We start from the raw sequence: 22419 nt of genomic DNA on the forward strand, positions 1-22419 counted from the left end.
TTCTGCTTGAGCCCCCGCACGATGCTCCCCATTCCATCGCCCTGAAAAAAAACCCCTGCGGCCTCGACTGCAGGGGATTTTGAGCGGAGGTGTGGGCAGGGCTCAGAACGACCAGCGCACGCGCACCTGGGCGGAGTGGTCGCGGTTGCCGCTGCCGAATTCTCCCTTGTAGCCCAGCACCAGCGAGGTGCTGCGGTTCAGCGCCATCTCGGCCTCCAGGGCCATCACGGCCGTGTTGCGGGCCAGCGGCACGCCGGTCACCGTGAAGTTCTGGCCGCCGGCAAAGGACATGGTGGTCTGGTTGCTCACGTCGCCAAACGCATGGCGCCAGCCCAGCGTGGCACGCAAACGCCCTTCGCTGCTGCCCCAGGCAAAGCCGCTGTGCAGGCGGATACCCAGGATGCTGCTGCTGAGGTTTTCGCTGCTGCGCTGGCCGTGCAGTGCGGCAAAGCCCCCGGTTTCCTGGAAGCCGCGCGTGCGCTGGTGGGCCAGGCTGATGCCGGCAAAGGGCTCTATCCCCACCTCGCCGTATTCGCCCAGGGCATAACCGACTTCGGCAAACAGCTGGGTGGTGCTGCCGCTGTAGTCGGACTTGAGGGTCTGGCCCAGCGCTGCCACCTGGCGTTCGGAGTCGATGTCGTGCCAGGTATAGGACAGCCCGGCCATCACATTCAGCCGGCCGCTATCCATTTCATAGCTCTTGCCGCCGTATACAGCCAGGCTGTAGTTGTCCGTGGTGGCTTTGGAGCTGCGGTGCGACACCCTGGCATTGGCACGGGTGTAACCCACGGCCGCCCCCAGGCGCCAGCCGTTGCTGCCCACTTCGGTATCGGCCCCGGCGAACACCCCACCGATGTCCTGCTTCAGCCCTGCGGTGTCGCTGTTGCCCGAGAAGGTCTGCCATTGGCCCACCACCTCGGCCCAGGCCGGGTGGGTGGGCATGCAGGACCATGCCGACCCGGATGCCGATGCCTCTGCCGACACAGGCCGCTGCCGGTCACACTGGCCGGAGGTGGACGCACCCGAACGCGGGCTGGCGCTGAGGTTGTCGTGCAGCCGCTGCATGGTGGATGCGCCGAACATCCGGGCGCCCACCCCCATGCTGGCCTGGATGGAGGCATGGCTTTCGCCGGACAGGCTGTTGAACACCTGGGGCGGCGCACCGTTGGGCAAGCGCTCCACAAAGCTGTACAGCGCGTTGCCGGCCCCCAGGCTTTCCACCCCGTTGGCGACTGCGGCCTGGTTGCGCGTGGTGGCCAGATCGGCAAACCCGATCACCGAGCCGTCGCTGTTGGTCTTGCGTTGCATGAGCAGGTTCACATCGGTGGTGCTGTACTGCAACGTGGGCGACACAAAGGCGAAGTTGGACGAGACATTGCCGAAACTGCCGTTCAGCTGACCAGCACTCAGGATGGTGTAGGTCTTGCCCACCTCGAATGCCGGCTGCGACCCCAGGCCCACCGTGCTCCCGCCCAGGGTGGCGCTGCCGGCCACCTGCAGGCTGGTGCTGGCCGTGCTGCCCGCCGTGGCCTGCACCTGGTAGGTGGAGCCCTGCTGCAGCACCAGATCGCCGCCGATGGTCAGCGTGCCGCTGGCGTTGGACGCACCACCGGGGGCGATGGTGCCACCGCTTTGCACCGTGGTCACCGTGCCCGGCGCGCCCACGCTGCCGCGGCCTGCCAAGGTGGCCCCCTGCGCCACCGTCACCGTACCGCCCAGCTTGGCCATGGCGTCCAGTGCCAGGGTCCCGCTGCGTACCGTGGTTGTCCCCGAGAAGGCACTGCTGTCACCGCCCAGGGTCAGCGTGGCGGTACCGGTCTTTTCCAGGCTGCCACTGCCGATGATGGTTGGCGCCAGTGTTGCATCGGCGTTTTGCACCAGTGTCAGTGCGGCGTTGTTGACAACGGTGCCTGTACCCAGCGCACCGGCAGAGGCCGTCACCTGGCCCGCGTTGATGGTGGTGCCGCCGCTGTAGCTGTTGCTGCCGCCCAATGTCAGGGTGCCCGTTCCGTCCTTGGTCAGCCCGCCGGCACCGCCAATGCTGCCGTTCAGCGCCAGGTCGTGCGAGCCTGCCACTTGCAGCATGCCGTCCAGCACCACGGCATTGGAGACCGCCAGATTGGTGCTGGTGTCCAGCGTGGTGCCTGCGGCCGCCCGCAGCACACCGCTGCCCAGCGCCGTGCTGCTGCCCAGGATCAGCCCACCGGCTTGCAGCGAGGTTTCCCCGGCGTAGCTGTTGTTGCCGTTCAGGGTCAGGGTGGCGGCGCCCTGCTTGGTCAAGCCGCCGGGGCCCGTTACATCGCCGTTCAGGGTCAGCGCATGCGAGCCCGCCAAGGTCAGCCCCCCGGTCAGCGTCACGGCGTTGCCCAGGCTCATGTCGCTGAGGTTGTCCAGCGTGGCCCCCTGCGCTGCGGTCAGCCTGCCGCTGCCCAGCGCCCTGGCCGAGCCCAGCATCAGCGTGCCGGCATTCAGCGCCACCCCGCCCTGGTAGACGTTGTTGCCATTCAGCGTCAGCGCGGCGTTGCCGTTCTTCACCAGGCTGCCGCTGCCGCTGATGGTTCCGTCCAGCACCAGGTCGTGACTGCCCCCGACCGTCAAGGCGCCATTGAGCGTCACCGCATTGGACAGGCTGACCTCCGTACTACCGCCCAGCGGATTGGCGTCCAGCGTGGTGCCATTGGCCGCCGTCAGCGTGCCGGTGCCCAGCGCTGCATCATTGCCGACCACCAGCGTGCCGCCGTTCAGCGCCGTGCCACCGGTATAGCCATTGGCGCCGTTGAGTACCAGGGTGCCGGTGTCCAGCTTGGTCAACGTGCCCGTGCCGTTGATGGCGACGTTCAGGGTAGCGGTGCTGCCGCTGTCGACCCGTACATTGGTGGTGCCGGCCGTCAGCAGTTCACCGTTGACACCGCCGCTGAGCACATAGCCGTCGCCGACAAACTGCATGCCGGTGATGGTCTGCGCGCCATTGACGGTGACCGTGCCCGCAGCACCCTGGAAGACAGCGAAGGTGTCATTCCAAGCCTGGTTCGCGCTGCCAGCGGCATTGGTCCAGTTGGTGTTGGAGACATCCCAGACACCATAGCCGCCTTCGATGCTGCCGTTGCCGACGATCTGCCCGCCATCCCAGAACAGCACGTTGCTGGCGCCGCCCACCACCAGGTTGACCTGGTGGTTGATGGCGGTCTGCAGCTGTGCATCGCTCAGCGGCACGCTGCTGGGCAACGAGTTGATCACCAGACCGGTGTCGGTCAACGTGCCACCATAGTCAAACAGGCGGTACACCCCTGCCCCGAAGCCCCCCGCATCGGTCACGTTGAGCTGGCCGCCCAAGGTCAGGTTCCCTGCCACGCTGACCAGCGAAGGCTGGCCTGGCAGCGCCACGCCCAGGGCTGCGTTGATGGTGGAGTTCGGATCCAGCACCAGCGATCCAACGTTAAGGGTATTGCCCCCGGTCAGCACCAGCGTTCCTCCGTTGTTCACGGTCAGGGCCCCCGTGATGTCCCCGCTACCGCCCAGGCTGGCTCCGGTGCCCACCGTGACCGTGCTGCTGGTGAGCTGGCCATTGACTATCAGGCTGCCGCCACTGACGGTAGTTGCGCCGCTGTGGGTGCTGGCGCCAGCCAGGGTCAGGGTGCCGGCTCCGATCTTGTCCAGGGTGCCTGTACCGCCCAGCGCACCGGCAAAATTGCCACCGCCTACGCTCAGGGTGGTGCCTGTGTCAATTTCCACATCGCCGCTGCCGACCAGTTGGGCCAGGGTGATGCTGCCCCCCAGGTTGAGGGTGGCACCACTGCTCAGATTGATCTCCGATAGAGTGCCCAGGACGGTGCTGGTCACCGTGGACAAGGTCCCGGAGAAGATGTTGAAGATGCCCGTGAAGTTGTGGTTGTTGCCGCTGAGGGTCAGCTCCGCCAGCCCGTTCTTGTTGAGGGTACCAGCGCCGCTGAGAGTGCCGGACAAGGTCAGGTCGTTGTTGCCGGCGACGGACAGCACACCGCTGACATCGATATTGTTGGCCAGCGCCATGGGGTTAGTCACGTCCAGCTGCGAGGAGCCAGTGACACTCAGAGCACCGGTACCCAGGGCGCCGGCATTGCCCAGCGTCAGATTGCCGCTGTGGAGCACGACACCACCTCCGAAGGTGTTGGCGTTCATCAGCGACAGCCGTGCCGTACCGTTCTGGACCAGACCGCCCGCACCATCGATCACGCCATTGAGGGCCAGGTCGTAGTTGCCGTCCAGATTCAGTGTCGAAGACAGCTGCAGGTTGTTGTTCAAGGACAGCGCGCTGCTGGTGTCCAGCGACGACGGGTTGCTGACGGTGAGCGTGCCGCTGCCCAGCGCGCTGCTATTGCCCAGTCGCAGCGTGCCGCCCTGCAGATCCAGGCCACCAGTAAAACTGTTGACGCCGTTCAGGGCCAGGGTGTTGCTGCCTTGCTTGACCAGGCTGCCGGCGCCATTGACCTGGCCATTGAGCGTCAGGTCGTTGCTGCCGAGCAGGGTCAGTTCACCCGCCAGGTTGACGGTGTTGGCCACGGTGATGGCTGCACTGCTGTCCAGTTGCGTGCCATCGACCGCGTTGAGGGCACCCAGGCCCAGCGCCGTGTCGTTGCCCAGCACCAGGGTGCCGGCATTCAGGGCCAGCGGGCCGCCAAAGGTGTTGGCGCCATTGAGGGTCAGCACGCTGGTGCCATTATTTTTCGTCAGACCGCCCGTGCCGCTGACCACGCCATTCAAGGTCAGGTCGTAGCTGCCGGGCAGGCTCAGGGTACCGGTCACACCGATATCGTTGGCAAGGACCACGGCCTGGTTGCTGTCCAAGGTGGTGCCGTCGGCGGCGGTCAGGCTGCCAGTGCCCAGGGCACTGTCGCTGCCCAGCACGATGGTGCCACCGCTCAGAATGGTACCCCCCGTGTAGCCGTTGTCGCCGTTCAACACCAGGGTGCCCGTATCCAGCTTGTTCAGGGTGCCGGTGCCGTTGACATCCAGGTCCAGGGTGGCGGTCACGCCCGGGTCGACCCGCACGGCAAAGTCGCCGCCATTGCGGTTGACCGCGTTCAGCGCATCGCCGGTCAGCACATAGCCGTCGGTGATGAACTGCATGCCGTTGACCGTCTGGGTGCCGTCAACCGTGATCGTACCGGCCGCGCCTTGGAACACCGCAAACTGGCTTGACCATGTACCGTTTGCCGTACCGTTGAGATCGGTCCAGTTGGCGTTGGAGGAGCTCCACGTGCCGCTACCGCCTTCGACGTTGCCGTTTTGCAGGGGTCCGCTGCCATCCCAAAACTGGATGTCTTGACCGGGCGATGCCACGAGCAGGTTGATCTGGCCGGGGGTGACCGTCTGGATCTGCAGGTCAGCATTGGTCACCGCACCGGGCAAGTTGCCAAAGTCCAAGGTGTTGTTCACCAGCCCGCTGGTGTAGTCAAACAGGCGGTAGACGCCGTTGCCGAAGCCCCCCGCATCGGTGATGTTGAGGGTCCCGTCCAGGGTCAGGCTGCCATTGACCTTGAACAGCGCCGTATTGCCGGTGACCAGCGAGCCCAGGGCCACATTCACATTGGCGTTCGGCATCAGTACCAGATCGTTGGTAAAGGTCAGCGTGCTGCCGCTGGTGCCGGCCAGATGACCACCGGGGTTGATGGTGGTTGTGGCTCCAATCGTACCGAGATGGGTGCCGATATTGTTACCTGTCAGGGTCGCGCCGTTGTTGACGGTCACTCCGCCGCTGTTGAACGCGCCGGTGACATTCAAGGTGCCAGCGTTGACCTGGGTGGAGCCAGCAATGGTGCTGATTCCGCTCAGTTCCAGTACACCGCCGCCGACCTTGGTCAATGAACCGTCTCCGCTGAACATGCCGGCGAATAGACTGTTGGCATTGCTGCTGCCCACCGACAGCGCGCTGCCGATGCCAATATTGGTCTGGCCGCTGCCGCTCAAGGCGCCAATACTGGTGTTGCCATTGATGTTCAAGGTGGTGCCGCTGCCAAGGTTCACCGCCACCGGTGTGCCCAGGGCCGTATCGTTCAACGAGGTGACACTGCCGCTCTGGATATCCCAGGTTCCGCTGAAGCTGCTGTTGCCCGACAGAATCAGCTCGTCGCCACCGGCCTTGATCAGGTTGCCGCTGCCGCTCAATTGACCGGTGTACGCCAGCGTGGAAGGGGTGCTGATGGTCAAGTCTCCGTTGACCACGATGGCGTTGCCCACGATCGAGGCTGTGCTGAGCAAGATTGCGCTGCCGTTGGCGGTCAAGGCGCCGGAGCCCAGAGCGCTGCTGCTGTTGATCGCCAGGGTGCCGCCGCTCAGTGTCGTACCGCCAGTCCAGGTGCTGTTGTTGCCGCTCAGGGTCAGCGTGCCGGTGCCGGACTTGATCAACTGGCCGCTGCCACTGATCACGCCGCTCAGGCCCAGGTTATTGGCGCCGTTGACACTGAGGTTGGCGTTGAGGCCAATGTTGTTGCCCAGCACCACGGCACCGTTGCCGCTGTTGAGGGTGGAAGCACCGTTGACCTGCAATGCGCCGGACCCCAGTGCACCACTCTGCCCGGCGACCAAGGTGCCGGCGTTCAGCACGGTACCGCCGGTATAGGAATTGGTGCCGCTGAGGGTCAGCACGGTGCTACCGTTCTTGGTCAGCGTTCCGGCGCCGTCGATGGTGCCGGCCAGAGTCAGGTTGGAGCTGCCCGCCAGCGTCAACCCGCCAAGCAGGTGCAGGTTGTTGCCCACAGTCAGGGCAAGGCTGTTGTCGAGCACGGTGTTGTTGCCAGCGGTGAGGTCACCGCTGCCCAGCGCGCCGGTGCTGGCCAGGACCAGTTTCCCTGCACTGAGAGTGGCACCTCCGCTGTAGCTGTTGGTGCCGCTCAAGGTCAGGGTGGCCGCACCGTTCTTGGTCAGGCTGCCAGCACCATCGATGTCGCCGTGCAGCACCAGGTCCTGTGCACCGGCCAGGGTCAGGCTGCCGGTCAGGGTGAGGGCGTTGTTCAGGGCAAGCGTCGTGGTGTTGTCCAGCGTACCATTGGCGGCGGTCAGTTTGCCGCTGCCCAGCGCGGTGGCCGAGCCGATGGCCAGCGTGCCGGCGTTCAGTTGGGTACCACCCAGGTAGGTGTTGTTGCCGTTGAGGGTCAGGGTGCCGCTGCCGTTCTTGACCAGCCCACCGCTGCCGCTGACAACCCCATTCAGGCCCAGGTTCTGGGTGCCGAGCACGGTCAGGTTGGCGCCCAGGGTGATGTTGTTGGCAGTGGTGATGGCAGCGCTGCTGCCCAGACTGGACGCTCCAGTGACGTCCAGCGCGCCACTGCCCAGGGCAGTGGCGTTGCCCAGCACCAAGGTACCGGCAGCCAGGGTGGTACCGCCCAGGTATGTGTTGCCGGCGCTGAGGGTCAGCGTGCCAGCACCGGTCTTCAGCAGGCTGCCGCTGCCGCCGACCACACCGTACAGTGTGATGTTGTTGCCGCCATTGACGGTCAGCCCGGCCCCCAGATTGACTGCATTGGCCAGGGTCAAGCCGGTGCTGCCAGCCAGGGTGGACGCAGCACCCACATTCAGCGCACCCAGGCCCAGGGCCAGGCTGTTGCCCAAGGTCAGGGTACCGCCATTGAGGTTGGTGTTCCCCTGGTATCCATTGGCGCTGTTGAGCGTGAGGTTGCTGCTGCCATTCTTGGTCAGGCCACCGATTCCGTTGACCGCACCGTCAAGGGTCAGGTCGTTGCTGCCGGTGAGGTTGAGGTTGCCGGTCAGGTTGATGGCATTGGCCAATGTGGTGGCCGTCAGGGTGTCCAGCGTGGTAGCGCCAGCGGCGTTCAAGGCGCCCCCCCCTCCCAGCGCGGCACTGCTGCCCAGCACCAGGGTGCCTGCGTTGAGTGCCGTATCGCCGGTGTAGCCGTTGCTGCCAGAGAGCGTCAGAACCCCGCCCCCGTTCTTGATCAGCCCCCCCACACCGTTGACCTGGCCGGTCAGGGTCAGGTTGTTGCTGCCCCCGATGACCAGACCGCCCAGCAGGTTGACATCGTTGCCCAGGGTCACGGCGGTATTGCTATCCAGCGTAGTGTCGACCGCTGCAGTCAACAGGCCGGATCCCAGCGCCGTGTTGCGGCCAACCACCAGGGAGCCAGCCGCCAGGGTCGTGCCGCCTTGGTAGGTGTTGGCATTGTTCAGCACCAGGGTGCCGCTGCCGGTCTTGTTCAGGCCCCCGGAGCCGTCGATGGTGCCGTTGAGGGTCATGCTGGCATCGACGGGCAGGCTCAGGTTGGCGCCGAGGTGGATGGCATTGGCCAATGCCAGTGGGCTGGCGCTGCCGAGGCTGGATGCACCGGTGACGTTCAGGGCGCCGCTACCCAGGGCGCCGCCGTTGCCGATGACCAGGCCGCCAGCGGCCAGAGTGGTGCCACCGGCATAGGCGTTGACACCATTCAGTGTCAGGTTGCTGGCGCCATTCTTGACCAGCGCTCCGGCGCCGCTGATGCCGCCGTTGAGGATGAGGTTGTTGCTGCCCGGTAGGGTCAAGGTTGCGCCCAGGTCGATCTGGTTGCCCAGGGTCAGCGGGGCGCTACCGTCCAGGGTGCCGTTGCCCGCCACGTGCAGGGTCCCGCTGCCCAGCGACTGGGCGTTGCCCAGCACCAGGCCACCCGCATTCAAGGTGGTGCCGCCCTGGTAGCCGTTGGCAGCGCCCAAGGTGAGGATGCCGCTGCCGTTCTTGACCAGGCTGCCAATGCCGTTGATGGCACCGCCAAGGGTCAGCGCGTTGCTGCCGGCGATGTTCAGCACACCCAACAGGTTCACGCTGTTGGCCAGGCTGATGGCGGTGCTGCTGTCGAGGGTGGTGTTGTTGGCTGCGGTCAGCGCACCGCTGCCCAGGGCGGTGTTGCTGCCCACCACCAGGGAGCCGCCGCTGAGGGTGGTGCCGCCGCTGTAGTTGTTGCTGCCGTTGAGCACCAGGGTGCCAGTGTCGGCCTTGTTCAGCAGGCCGGTGCCGGTCAGCCCGAGGTTGAGGGTGGCGGTCGCGCCCGGGTCGACACGGAAGGTGGCGCTGCCGCTGTCGCTGTTGACCAGGTTCAGCACGCCGGCCGTACCGCTGTTCAGCACATAGCCGTCGGTGACAAACTGCAGGCCGGTGACGGTCTGGGTGCCGTCGATCGTGACGTTGCCCGCCGTACCCTGGAACACCGCGAAGTAGCTGCTCCAGTCACGGTTGCCGGTGCCGTTGACGGTGGTCCAGTTGGTGTTCAGGGCATTCCAGGTCCCGGTGCCGCCCTGGATTGCGTTGTCGCTGGTCTGCTGGCTGCCGTCCCAGAATAGCACGCTGCCGTTGGCGCCCCCCCACCAGCAGATTGACCTGGTTGGATATGGCGACCTGTACCTCGAGGTCGCCGGGCAACACGCCGCTGGGCAGGGTGCCGATGACCAGGCCGTTGTCGATCAGCACGCCGGTGTAGTCGATCACCCGGTAGATACCCGCGCCGAAGCCGCCGATGTCGCTGACGTTGAGCTTGCCGTCCAGGGTCAGGTTGCCGCCCACGGTGATCAGCCTATTGCCGCCGGTGGCGGGCGAGCCCAGGCCCAGATCGAGGTTGGAATTGCTGCTCAGCACCAGGGAGCCGAGACCCAGGTTGGCGCCGCTGTTGACTGCAAGGTGGCCGCCGTCGGCCACGCTGACCGCACCGGCAACCTGGCCACTGCCGGTCAAGGTGGCGCCGCTGTTGACCTGCACCACCGGGCTGGCCAGCGATCCGCTGACGTTCAGCACACCGCCATTGACCTGGGTGCTGCCGGTATAGACATTGATCCCGGCCAGCTCCAGGCTGCCGCTGCCGAGCTTGATCAGACCCGCATCGCCTGCCACTGCACCGCTGAACACGCCGCTGAGATTGCCCGTGCCGACGCTGAGGTTGGCACCGCTGCCGAGGTGGATGGCACCACTGCCACCCAGGCTGCCCACACTGCTGCTGGCGCCCAGGTTGAGGCTGGCGCCAGCGCCGACATTCACCAGCGGCGTGTTGCCAAGCGCCCCTGCGCCCACGGTGGTCACGCTGCCGCTGAGGATGTTCAGCGCACCGCTGAAGCTGTTGCTGCCGCTCAGCGTCAGATCGGCCAGGCCGGTCTTGACCAGACCGCCGGTGCCGCTGATGGTGCCGCCAAGGCTGAGGTCGTTGCTGCCGGCCACGGTCAGGTCGGCGCCCAGGGCAATGGCGTTGCCTAGGTTGAGCGGCGCGCTGTTGTCCAGTGTCGCTGCCCCCGTGACGCTGAGGGTGCCGGCGCCCAGGGCCTCGGCGTTGCCCAGGGTCAGGGTCCCGGCAGCCAGGCTGGTACCGCCCAGGTAGGTGTTGACGCCATTCAAAGTCAGGTTGCCGGAACCGGTCTTGACGAGCCCGGCCCCGCCGTCGATGACGCCATTGAGCGTCAGGTCGCTGTGGCCCACCAGGGTCAGGTTGGCCCCCAGGGTGATGGCGTTGCTGAGGGCAAAGGCCGAGGTGGTGTCCAGGTTGGCCGCACCGCTGACATTGAGTCGCAGCAAGCCGCTGCCCAGTGCGGAGGCATTGCCCAGGGTCAGGGTCCCGGCGGCCAAGGTAGTGCCACCGGCATAGGTGTTGGTGCCGGTCAGCGTCAGGTTGCCCGAGCCGGTCTTGATCAGGCTGCCGCTACCGCCGATGACGCCGCTCAGGGTCTGGTCGACGCTGCCACCGACAGTCAGGGCCGCATTCAGGTTGATCTGGTTGGCGAGGTTGATCACCGCGCTGCTGGCCACGGTGGCGGCACCATTGACGTTCAGTGCACCGCTGCCCAACGACAGACTGTTGCCCAGCGACAGGGTGCCCCCCAGCAGGGTGGTGTCGCCCTGGTAGGTGTTGGTCGCATTCAGGCTGAGCGTTGCCCCGCCCTGCTTGACCAGGCCGCCTGTGCCGCTGACCACGCCATGGAGCCCCAGGTCGGCGCTGCCGCCGATGGTGGTGGTGCCACCCAGGTTGACCAGATTGTTGGTGGCCACGGCGGTAGTGGCATCCAGGGTGGTGCCTGCCGCGGTGTTCAGGGTGCCCAGGCCCAGGGCGGTGCTGCTGCCCAGCTTGAGGATGCCTGCATCGAGGTGGGTGTTGCCCTGGTAGCTGTTGGTGCCGGACAGGGTCAGGGTGGTGCCGCCGGACTTGGTCAGGCCGCCGCTGCCGTTGATGCTGCCGGTCAGCGTCAGGTCATTGCTGCCCAGCACATTCAGGTTGCCGGCCAGGGCGATGGCGTTGGCGACGCTCAGCGTCTTGTTGGCATCCAGCGCGCCACCGGTGACGGTCAGGGCTGCGCTGCCCAGGGCCGTGTTCGAGCCCAGCACCAGGTTACCGCTGGCCAGAGTAGTGCCGCCAGAGTAGGTATTGGCCGCGTTCAGGATCAGGCTGCCGGTACCGGACTTGGTCAGCCCGGCGCTGCCGTCGATCACACCGTTGAGGGTGAGGTTGGCGCTGCCCGGCAGGGTCAGGCCGGCGTTCAGATGGATGGCGTTGGCCAGCGCCTGGGCGCCGGCGCTGGCAAGGTTGGCGGCACCGGCAACCGTCAGGTCGCCCGCGCCCAGGGCCAGGCCGTTGCCCACGGTCAGGGTGCCGCTGTTCAGCGTGGTACCGCCCTGGAAGGTGTTGGCGCCACTGAGCGTCAGGTTGGCGGCGCCGTTCTTGACCAGACTGCCCGTGCCGCTGACCACGCCCGACAAGGTCAGGTCGGAAGACCCTCCTACCGTGACCGCACCGTTGAGGGTGACGGAGTTGCCCACCGCCAGCGCCGAGCTGGCGTCCACGGTGGTGCCAGCTGCCGCCGTCAGAGCGCCCTGCCCCAGCGCGGAAGCATTGCCCAGCACCAGGCGACCGGCGTTGAGCATGGTATCGCCCAGGTAGCTGTTGGCGACGCTGAGCAGCAGGTCGGCGGTGCCGTTCTTGGTCAGACCACCGTTGCCGTCGATGGCGCCGGTCAGGCCCAGGTTGTTGCTGCCGCCAATGGTCAGTCCGGCATTCAGATGGATCTGGTTGCCGAGGTTGAGCGCCGCACTGCTGTCCAGCGTGGCCGCGCCGTTGACGCTCAGTGCGCCGCTGCCCAAAGCCAGCGCATTGCCCACCACCAGGGTGCCGGTGTTGAGCACGGAGCCGCCGGTGAAGTTGTTGGCGCCGTTGAGGGCCAGGGTGGCGGTACCGTTCTTGGTCAGGCTGCCCACACCGCTGACCACGCCGTTGAGACTGAGGTTGGCACTGCCGCCCACGGTGGTGCTGCCGCCAAGGATGACCAGATTGCTCAGCGCCACAGCGGTGCTGGCATCCAGGGTGGTGCCTGCAGCGGTATGGAGGGCACCCAGACCCAGCGCGGTGTTGCTGCCGACCACCAGGGTGCCGGCAGTGAGGTTGGTGTTGCCCAGGTAGGCGTTGTTGCCACTCAGGGTCAGGCTGCTGGCCCCGGCCTTGGTCAGGCCGCCGCTGCCGGTGATGTTGCCGCCCAGGGTCAGGGCATTGCTGCCGGCCAGGTTCAGGGTGCCGGTCACGCTGATGGCATTGCCTACGCTCAGACCTGCGGTGTTGGTATCCAGCGTGGTGCCATTGGCCGTACTCAGCGTCCCGGTTCCCAGCGCGGTGACGTTGCCCAGCACCAGGCGACCGGCGTTGAGCAAGGTGCCGCCCTGGTAGTTGTTGGCGCTGCTGAGTGTCAGGTCGGCGACGCCGTTCTTGGTCAGGCCACCGCTGCCACTGATGACACCAGTCAACCCCAGACTGTTGCTGCCGCCGATGGCCAGGTTGCCGCCGCTGCCCAGGCTGACGGCGTTGCCCAGACTCACCGCCGTGGTTGCGTCCAGGGTGGTGCCTGCCACGGTGGTCAGTGTGCCGCTGCCCAGGGCCAGGGCATTGCCCACCAGCAGAGTGCCAGCGCTGAGCGTGGTGCCGCCGCCGTAGGTGTTGGCGCCGCTGAGAGTCAGGGTTGCAGCCCCGCTCTTGGTCAGGCTGCCCGTGCCACTGACCACGCCATTGAGACTGAGGTTGGCGCTGCCACCCACGGTGGTGCTACCGCCGAGGGTGACCAGGTTGGCCAGTACCACGGTGGTGCTGGCGTCCAGCGCGGTGCCCGTTGCAGTACTCAGGGCACCCAGACCCAGTGCGGTGTTGCTGCCGACCACCAGGGTACCGGCATTGAGGTTGACGCCGCCCTGGAAGTTGCTACTGGCTCCGGCAAGGGTCAGGGTGGTGCTGCCGTTCTTGCTCAGTCCACCGCTGCCGGTGATGTTGCCGCCCAGGGTCAGATCATTGCTGCCAGCCAGGTTCAGGGTGCCGGACACGCTGATGGCGTTGCCGACATTAAGGCCTGCGGTGCTGGTATCCAGCGTGGTGCCGTTGGCCGTGCTCAGGGTGCCGGTCCCCAGCGCATTGGCATGGCCCAGGCTCAGGCTGCCAGCGCTCAGCACAGTGCCGCCGCTGTAGCTGTTGTTGCCGCTCAGCAGCAAGGAGCCTGCACCGGACTTGGTCAGGCCGGCGGCGCCGTCGATCACGCCACTGAGGGTGAGGTGGGCGCTGCCAGGCAGGATCAGGCCTGCGTTCAAATAAATCGCGTTGGCCAATGTCTGGGCACCGGTACTGGCGAGGTTGGCGGTGCCGGCGACGGTCAGGTCACCTGTTCCCAGGGCCAGGGCATTGCCAACGGTCAGAGTACCGCTGTTCAGCGTGGTCCCGCCCTGGTAGGTATTGGCGCCGCTGAGTGTCAGGTTGGCTGCGCCGCTCTTGGTCAGACTGCCCGTGCCACCGACCACGCCGCTGAGGCCGAGGTTGGCACTGCCACCGATACTGAGGTTTCCAGCCAAGTTGACAGCGTTGCCCAGCGTCACTGCAGTATTGGCATCCAGCGTGGTGCCTGCAGCGGTATGGAGGGCACCCAGACCCAGCGCGGTGTTGCTGCCTACCACCAGGGTTCCGGCATTGAGGTTGGTGTTGCCCAGGTAGGTGTTGTTGCCGGTCAGGGTCAGGCTGGCGCTGCCGGCCTTGGTCAGGCCACCGCTGCCGGAGATACTTCCGCCCAGGGTCAGGGCATTGCTGCCGGTCAGGTTCAGGGTGCCGGTGAGGCTGATGGCGTTGCCAACGCTCAGGCCTGCTGTGTTGGTATCCAGCGTGGTGCCGTTGGCGGTGCTCAAGGTGCCCGTTCCCAGCGCACTGGCGTTGCCCAGTACCAGGCGACCGGCGTTGAGCAAGGTGCCGCCCAGGTAGTTGCTGGCGCCGCTGAGTGTCAGGTCGGCAGTGCCGTTCTTGGCCAGGCCGCCGCTGCCGCTGATGATGCCGCCCAGGGTCAGGGCATTGCTGCCGGCCAGGTTCAGGGTGCCGGTGACGCTGAGGGCGTTGCCAACGTTCAGACCTGCGACGGAAGTATCCAGCGTGGTGCCGCCCGCCGTGCTTAGCGTACCGGTGCCCAATGCGTTGGCATGGCCCAGGCTCAGGGTGCCAGCGCTCAGCACGGTGCCGCCGCTGTAGCTGTTGTTCCCATTCAGCGACAGGGTGCCCGCACCGGACTTGGCCAGGCTGCCGAGCCCGTCGATGGTGCCGGTGAGGCCAAGGCTGCCGCTGACGGGTGTGGTCAGTGCACCGCCCGCGTTGAGGTGGATGGCATTGCCCAAGGTCATCGCGCTGGGGCCCACCAGGCTGGCGGTACCGCCGACCGTGAGAGCACCGACGCTCAGCGCCCCCGCATTCGCGAGGGTCAGGGTACCGTTGTTCAGGGTGGTGCCGCCCGTGTAGTTGTTGGCACCGCTGAGGGTCAAGTTGGCTGTGCCGTTCTTGACCAGACTGCCGGCGCCGGTGACCACCCCTGACAGAGTGAGGTCGGACGTGCCGCCGATGTTCACCGCGCCATTGACGGTCACGCCATTGGTGATGCTGACCGCGGTGCTGGCGTCCAGGGTGCTGCCGTCTGCTGCCGTCAGCGTGCCGGACCCCAGCGCTCCGTTACTGCCAAGCACCAGCCGGCCGGCGTTGAGCTGGGTGCCACCGCTGTAGTTGTTGGCACCGCTGAGGGTCAGGCTGCTGGCTCCGGCCTTGGTGAGGCTGCCTGCGCCGCTGACTACACCGCTGAGGCCCAGGTTATTGCTGCCACCAATGGTCAGGTTGCCGCCCAGGGTGACGGCGTTGCCCAGGGTCACCGCCGCAGAGGCATCCAGGGTGGTGCCGGCTGCGGCATTGAGGATGCTCCCTGCCGCACCCAGCGCAGTGTTGCTGCCAACCACCAGGGTGCCGGCATTGAGGTTGGTATTGCCCGTGTAGGCGTTGTTGCCGCTCAGGGTCAGGCTGCTGGCGCCGGCCTTGGTCAGGCCACCGCCGCCGGTGATGTTGCCGCCCAGGGTCAGCGCATTGCTGCCGGTCAGGTTCAGGGTGCCGGCCACGCTGATGGCGTTGCTGACGCTCAGACCTGCTGTATTGGTATCCAGCGTGGTGCCGGCTGCTGCGTTGAGGATGCTCGTTGCCGCACCCAGCGCGGTGTTGCTGCCAACCACCAGCGTGCCCGTGGTGAGATTGGTGCCACCCTGGTAGCTGTTGTTGCCGCTCAGGATCAAGTTGCCGGCACCGGACTTGGTCAGGCCGCCGCTGCCGGTGATGTTGCCGCTCAGCGTCAGGGCATTGGCGCCGCTCACGGTCAGCCCACCGGAGCCGAGGTTGACCGCATTGCTCAGGGCCAGGCTTGTTGCGCTTGCCTGCAGGGTCCCGCCATTGCCGGTGATCTGCCCAGTGCCCATACCCAGGGCGTTGTCGAAGGACAGGATGCCGCCGTTCAGCGTGGTGGTGGTGGTACCGGTCAGCACTGGCCCCGAAAGAGTCCAGGTACCGCTGTTGACGGTCAGATTGCTGAAGTTGATGTAGGTGGTGTTGGAGATGGTGCCGGTACCCGTGGTGCCGGAGCCGGTACCACTGGCAGCGTTCTGCAAGACAATGTTGTTGGCTGCGCCCGTACCGCCATCGACGGTGCCCGTGGCGGCAAAGGAGAGCTGCGGGAAGAGCGTGACCGACAGCACGGAGCCCACGCCCGTGCTCTTCAACACCTGGGAACTGGTGACTGCAGTGAAGGTATTGGCCACCGTGCTGTTGCCCATGTGCAGGCTGCCGGTCAGGGTGCCGGCGTTGATGAACTTGTTGCCCAGTGACGACCCCTGGAACGCGATACGCCCGGTAATGCTGCCTGTGGCGGCATTGGTGAAGGTGGTCGGGCTGCCACCACGCACGGAGATCACCGGGATATCGGCTTGCGCAATCGATACGCCGAGAAGTGCGGTAGACCCGATGATTCCGCTGTTGGTGATGACATTGGTTCCGCCTGCGCCGTTAGACACATCCAGGGCCAGACCGGTCAAATTTGCCAGCGGCAAGCCCAAGGCAAGGGTGGATGTGCCCTTGAGCGTTCCTACGTTGTTGACGACCAGCGAGCCGTTGGTGCCGCTGCCGAGTTGCACCCCCGAGGTCAACAAGCCCAGCCCCAGGAGCAGGGTCGGGTCCACCGTCCCGTTGTTGATGAACGTGGTGTTGACGCCTGTCAGGTTCACCGCATACGGCGTGAGGAGAACAGGTTTGACTTCCGCACCAGCGCCAACGGTGACCGTCATATTGTTGATCGGCGAATCGATGCCGACCACCGCAAGCAGCCCGCTGCCTGTGCAGAGCACATTGGCGCCGTCACTAAACGCAGTGCAGGCGGCCTGCGCTGCTGGGAGAAAGGCCATGCCCCCCCACGCCAGTGCGACGGCCTGCACACAACGCCGCAAGCGTGGCAGGCTGCGCTGCACGCCGGAGGCATTGCCTCTTCCTGACGAACCACCGCTGCGCGCAATCTCTGGAGCCGCCACCCAACTGGCCAAAGCCGCATTCCAGATCGTGCGGTAAGTGTGATTCATCTTTTGGCTCCTCCCGATACAGATTGGCAAAGCACTGCAGAAGGACTGCAGAGCTTTCTGACCTATGGATCGATGGCGGACCTGCTGTGGCTGGCAACCGTTCAACCGAACGGTCGGCTCACTTGGGGGAAATCACACGAAGAAACTGCAAGGACGATGGATGGGCAGGTCCACCTGCTGCTGTACTGCGTTGCAGCACAACTGGATGGCACGAAAACAATGACGTTGAGACAAAAGCATAGAGAGCAGAATCATTTTGTCTAGGCAACCTGGCCGGAAACTGCACCTGCTTTGGCGGCAATCGATGAACGGTATCGATGTGCTATGGGCCGGTGATTTCTGTGAAATGCCCAGCCGTGAATATGTTGCGGCGCACATGGATCAGAGCGGCAGGCGCACTGCTTCACAGGTATCGCCTCTGCATGCCGAACGCCCCATGCATCCACTGCGGAGTCGGTCGGTCAAGGTCGTCGCAGTTGCATGCGACATCACCGCAGCCCACAGATGGGATGAACGAATGAGATGCCCATACGGGATGACTGCAGCGAAGGAGCAGGAGCGGTCCATCGATTCAGGGCACGCTGGGCTGGGAGAAGCAAGAGACAGCCAAGACGGGAATCTCTTTGGTACGGTATGCCCTGCCATGCAGGCGCCAAGTGGCCGGACAGTGCCCCGGCGATTGCCTATAAGATGCAATTTACAAGTTGCATGAACCTACGCACCAGCGCATTGCGTTTGAGGCCCAACGGGCAGCAACCAGGGACGGTTCCCCCTTTTGATATTGCCAACCGGGACATATCAAAAATACCCCGTATCGGCACAACCGTTGCTCTGCATGGCGCTGCGATCACCCGGCCTGTGCCTGAGTACTTGGGGTGCCTGCCGGGGGCAACAGCGTGCACATACTCCAAATGAAAGGAAACTCATGACATCTCTGACCCGCCGCAACGGATTCAGCACATGGGGTTTGGCACTGGCCGTGCTGATGGGCAGCGGCACCATGGTGCAGGCTGCCGCACCGGCGGCAAAGTCGTCCGAGCCCGCCGTGGCCACGCTGGGCGCCATCCACATTTCTTCTGCCGAAGTCCAGCAGCTCTTGCGTGCCATGCCCGAGAGCGAGCGCGCCAAGGTCAAGAGCAACCGCGAAGGGTTGGAGAACTGGCTGCGCCAACGCCTGGCTGGCGAGGCGGTGTTGCGCGAGGCCCAGCAAAAGAAGTGGGCAGAACGCCCGGAGGTGCGGGCACGCATTGATGCCGCCGTCAAGGACGTGACAGCCCGTGTGGTGACCAGCAGCTACCTGGAGTCGATCGTGCAGCTGCCTGCGGGCTTCCCCAGCGATGCCGAGGTCAGCGCCGCCTACGAGCGTGCCAAGCCCCAGCTCAACATGGCGGCGACCTACCGGGTGGCGCAGATCTTTCTGCCCGTGACGCCCGATGCGGATGCCGCCGCCATTGCAGCCGTGCGCACCAGGGCCGCCGAACTGGCCGCTCAGGCGCGTACCGGTGACTTTGCGGCATTGGCCAAAGCCCACTCGCAAGACGCGGCCAGCGCGGCCCAGGGCGGCGAAGTTGGCAATCTGCCGCTGGCGCAGTTGTTGCCGGAAACCCGCGAAATGGTGGCCACCATGCAGCCCAACCAGATCAGCGATCCCGTGCGCTCCACCGCCGGCTTCCATGTGCTCAAGCTGCTGGGCAGCCAGCCCGCGCGTCCGGCCACCCTGGAGGAAGCCAAGCCCATGCTGCAAGCGGCCTTGCGCGAACAGCGCCAGCAGGAACTCATCAACGCCCACCTCAGCAAGCTGGCGCCCTCTTCCAGCGTGAGCATCGACAAGGCTGCGCTGGATGCCGCGCTGCAAAAAGTCAACTGACCGCTTCTGCAACGCCACCATCCCCTTCACCGACAAGGAGCCGACCGTGAGCACCAACGAATCCACCCCAGCGACCCCACTCCCCACCGGAGAACTGCTGTTCTCGATGAACGCCGACCTGGTGGCAGAGGCCATCAAGGCATCGGGCTGCGCGGTCACGGCCGTCCACGACAACGGCCTGGTGCGCCTGCACAGCGCCAGCCAAGGCATAGGCTTCCAGGTGATGTGGGGCAATGCGCTGCGCGAAGGCGAATATGTGGACCTGACCTTGAGCTGCCCGCTGCGGGTGCAAGGCGGCACCTTGCCCGAAGGCTTGCTGGGCGAGTGGCACCGCAGCAAGCGCTTTGTGCGCGCCTCCCAGCATGGCGACTTTGTGGTGCTGGAGATGGATGTCCTGGCCGCAGGCGGCATCACCCCACAGCATCTGGCCATGATGGTGCAGCTGTGGAGCCAGATGATGGGCCAGTTCTTCCAGCATGTGCGCACCTACGCCGCCCAGGCTGGTGCACAGCAAGCCGCCCAAAGCACACAGCAAGAGGCGACGGCGGAAGCGTGAGCCCGCGCCGCCCTGGTGGGCGGCATGGCGTGCGGCCCACTACGCGGGATGTGGCCCTGTCTGCTATGGGCCGATAGTGTCTGCCCGCCCCTGCAGCGCCTACAGATCAAGGGCAGTCCCAAAGCGCTGCGGCAGTAGCCAACATTGCGCAGCACCCGCATGGCTGCACCGGAGCTTGTCCCAGGCCAAACTCATTGACCTTTGGCGGTCAGCCGCAGCTGCCATGCGGCATCCGCTGGCAACGCTGCCCGCTATTGCGGCATCATGGGCAGATCAACTTATGGAGATAAGCCCATGCGCACTTCTGCCACCTTGATTGCCATTGCGATGTCCGCCCTGGCCTCCCAAGCCGTTCTGGCGCAACCCGCACCACCGGCATCACCGGTACATGCCACGTGCGAAAGCAAGCGGGCAGAGATTGCACGCGATATCGAACATGCCAAGGCCAAGGGCCAGTCCAGCCGTGTGCGCGGCCTGGAAAAAGCGCTGCGCGAAAACCAGGAGCATTGCAGCGACGCCAAACTTGCGCAGGAACATGCCGCCAAGATTGCCGCACAGGAGCGCAAGGTGCAAGAGCGCCAGCGCGAGCTGGACGAGGCACGGGAAAAGGGAAAACCCAGCAAGATCGCAGACCGTGAAGCCAAGCTGGCCAAGGAAAGGGCCGAACTGGAAAAGCTGCGCTGAGAGACCTCTAAATAGGAGGCGCATCGAGTGCGTGGGCCTACATGATTGCTTCTTATTGAATTCCTAAAACAACATCAGTGAGCTCGCTGACCACCTCCTGTGCTTAAAGGGTAAGGACAGGGCATCTATCCGACCGGAGGCTTATTTTTTTGCCCGTCTTTAGGCAAGCTGCGGCTAAAAGAAGTTTTCATCCTCCGGGAGGCTTGCATATGTGGAAACTTGGTCGGCTCCGCGCAGCAGGCGCGTTAGGCTTTGCCGTTGTTCTTACTTCGGGCTGCGCAAGTTTCCGCTGGCCATGGGAACCACCGCCACCACCCGGCTGCGAAGTTAACTATGTCAAGGGCGCAGAGTGGAACCTTGGCGGTTTGAAATTACCCATCAATGCTTATGGACTGGGAACGGTGGAAGTCGCGAATATTAAGTACACCGGTCCCCAGGCACAAACACTGTCTGACTCAGTGTCCGCGATGGACCAGGGCCGGCGAGGTCTGTGCACCATCATCGCCAGCCGAGCTTTCGAGACGATGTCTGAAAAGTATCGTGCGGAAAAGTTTGACGCCATGCTGGCCATCAACCGACTCATCGTCTCTTATGGCATTGACCTCTCGAAAGTCCAGACGGTGGAGGCAGGGTTGGCCCTGGCAAAAAGCACCAAAGAGAAGGCCGATGTGATAGTGCCACCAGAAACGTTCCCCCCACAATCAGAAACGGAGAAGTCATCGCACAAAGTTACAGGCTTGGTCGATGCCGTTGCCCGTAAAGATGTGGCGATCCTGCAATCGGACGTCAAAGTCCTCTATGCAGACGTCAAGGCACTGACGGCGTCAGGGCAGGTTCGCTTGCAGGTCCAACCCTTTGAACCTGGTGGATCAGCGCTACTTGCCGAGCAGCGTTCAGCGTTAGTCAACGACTTCCGCGACGCTCTTGCTCGCGTCCCGGCCGGGCGCACACCCAGCGTGCTGCTTATCGGTTATGCCGACGGGCAAGGGGCCGCGGACTACAACGTCGCCTTGGCCTTGCGTCGCGCTGAAACTGTCGCAGACCTCCTAAGACGACTGGACTTTGGCCGCAAGTTCCACACCGAAGTCACCAGTGGAGGAATCTCCAAAAGTACCCCCACCGACCAAGCGCGTCGGGTCGAAATTGTGGTTTCGCGCACGGCAGCGCCAGCGGGTCTGGCTGAAGGCTAGCTTCGCCCGCTGTGATGAGTCATCACTTTGAGTTTGCACAGCATGAAATAGTTACTCGCACGACTTGAATCGTGAAATACGTACGACCACAGGCACACAGTCTGGCTGGTGAAACAGCCTTACACCAATAGACCAGGCTACAAAACTGGACCGGAGATAGGACACCGCCCCTGCCTCCATTGCCCGCTCGGAACCCAGTCTTGATCAGTCTTAAGCTGGCCGGCGCCCCCAGTTCATCACCGCGGTCCCCGCCACTGCCATGGCCCCGCCCAGCAGCATGGAGGCATCGACGGATTCGCCCAGCAGCAGCGCGGAAATCACCACACCGATCACCGGCACCAGGGTGATGTAGCCGGAGGCTGCGCCGGCGCCCAGGGCTTTGACGCCGTCGAAATACCAGGCATATGCCAGGGCCGTGGCGCCCCAGGACAGGAACAGCAGCGCACCCCAGGCGGTGCCATTGCTGTGCACGGCGGCCTGCAGGCCGGCCGGGCCTTCCACCACCAGACTGGCCACCAGCAGCAGCACCGCGCCGATGGTGCTGGTGACGGCGGTGGTAGACAGCGCGTCCACCCCGGTCAGCATCACCCGGCCCAGCAGGGTGTAGGCCACCCAGCAGGCCACGCAGCCCAGAATCAGCAGCTCACCCAGGCCCACGCTGCCGTGCAGGATGTCCTGCGGCCGCCCGTGCGAGATGACCACCACTGCGCCCGCAGCCGCCAGCAGCATGCCCAGGGCAATGGTGCGGTTCAGCCTCTCCTTGAAGATCCGGACCGCCAGCAGCAAGGTGACCACCGGGTTGAGCGTGATCACCAGCGCCGCCTTGCCGGCCGGCAGGTACTGCAGACCGGACAGGAAGAAAGCCGCATAGCCGAACACGCCGGTGGCACCGGCGGCCACCATGCCCAGCCAGCGCTGCGCGCTCCATTGCCGCAGCTGGGCAAAGCCGCCGGCGTAGTACATCCACGGCAGCAGCACCAGCGCTGCCAGCACAAAGCGCAGGCAGGCCCCCGCCAGCGGCGGCATGTTCTGCGCAATCACCCGGCCCGCCGGCCATGAAGCCCCCCACAAGACCGCCATGCCCAACAGGCGCAGATGGGGGCCGAATACCGCTTGCTTGTTCTCTCGCATACCACTTTGCATTTCCATGGCGCCGCACTATGCACCATGCAGACCGGGGTTGCAGGCCATGGGCCCATGGCCCGCGACCTGCCGGCAGGTGCGTGCGGCAGGCCTGAGC

Annotated in this window: 7 protein-coding genes; 4 read left to right on the top strand and 3 right to left on the bottom strand. The window is 65.1% G+C overall.

The window, feature by feature from the left end:
* Positions 1-102: 102 nt before the first annotated feature.
* Together CT3_RS13990 and CT3_RS13995 are read right to left on the bottom strand one after the other, a co-directional pair.
* Positions 103-9306, bottom strand: a complete 9204-nt coding sequence (locus CT3_RS13990) for an autotransporter-associated beta strand repeat-containing protein (RefSeq protein WP_066533545.1) — start codon at positions 9304-9306, stop codon at positions 103-105.
* Positions 9191-16882 carry an autotransporter-associated beta strand repeat-containing protein gene (locus CT3_RS13995; protein ID WP_098066184.1) on the bottom strand — a complete coding sequence of 2564 codons (7692 nt, stop codon included), beginning with the start codon at positions 16880-16882 and terminating at the stop codon, positions 9191-9193. The genes CT3_RS13990 and CT3_RS13995 overlap by 116 nt, the downstream gene beginning before the upstream one ends.
* A gap of 925 nt (positions 16883-17807) precedes the next feature.
* On the opposite strand from CT3_RS13995, the gene CT3_RS14000 reads away from it, so the two are divergent.
* From CT3_RS14000 to CT3_RS14015, 4 genes are all read left to right on the top strand, one after another.
* The gene (locus tag CT3_RS14000) at positions 17808-18749 is read left to right on the top strand and encodes a peptidylprolyl isomerase (RefSeq protein WP_227657902.1); all 942 of its coding nucleotides are present in this window, start codon (positions 17808-17810) and stop codon (positions 18747-18749) included.
* A gap of 46 nt (positions 18750-18795) precedes the next feature.
* Positions 18796-19305 (top strand): YbjN domain-containing protein, encoded by a 510-nt coding sequence (locus tag CT3_RS14005; protein WP_227657903.1) that lies wholly within the window; start codon positions 18796-18798, stop codon positions 19303-19305.
* Positions 19306-19599: 294 nt separating this feature from the next.
* Positions 19600-19989 (top strand): DUF1090 domain-containing protein, encoded by a 390-nt coding sequence (locus tag CT3_RS14010; protein ID WP_066533547.1) that lies wholly within the window; start codon positions 19600-19602, stop codon positions 19987-19989.
* Positions 19990-20354: 365 nt separating this feature from the next.
* Entirely contained in the window at positions 20355-21179 is an 825-nt protein-coding gene (locus tag CT3_RS14015; protein ID WP_172591784.1) for an OmpA family protein, read from the top strand.
* Positions 21180-21389: 210 nt separating this feature from the next.
* Here the strand turns inward: CT3_RS14015 and CT3_RS14020 are convergent, their stop codons facing one another.
* On the bottom strand, positions 21390-22310 hold the full coding sequence (locus CT3_RS14020) for a DMT family transporter (protein ID WP_066533992.1): 921 nt from the start codon (positions 22308-22310) through the stop codon (positions 21390-21392).
* Positions 22311-22419: the final 109 nt, after the last annotated feature.

Source organism: Comamonas terrigena NBRC 13299 (assembly GCF_006740045.1).
GTDB lineage: Bacteria > Pseudomonadota > Gammaproteobacteria > Burkholderiales > Burkholderiaceae_C > Comamonas > Comamonas terrigena.

Bases quoted from the DNA above. Each gene is read 5' to 3' on its own strand.
- CT3_RS13995 (WP_098066184.1), bottom strand. From the start codon at position 16,882: ATGAATCACACTTACCGCACGATCTGGAATGCGGCTTTGGCCAGTTGG.
- CT3_RS14000 (WP_227657902.1), top strand. From the start codon at position 17,808: ATGACATCTCTGACCCGCCGCAACGGATTCAGCACATGGGGTTTGGCA.
- CT3_RS14010 (WP_066533547.1), top strand. From the start codon at position 19,600: ATGCGCACTTCTGCCACCTTGATTGCCATTGCGATGTCCGCCCTGGCC.
- CT3_RS14020 (WP_066533992.1), bottom strand. From the start codon at position 22,310: ATGCGAGAGAACAAGCAAGCGGTATTCGGCCCCCATCTGCGCCTGTTG.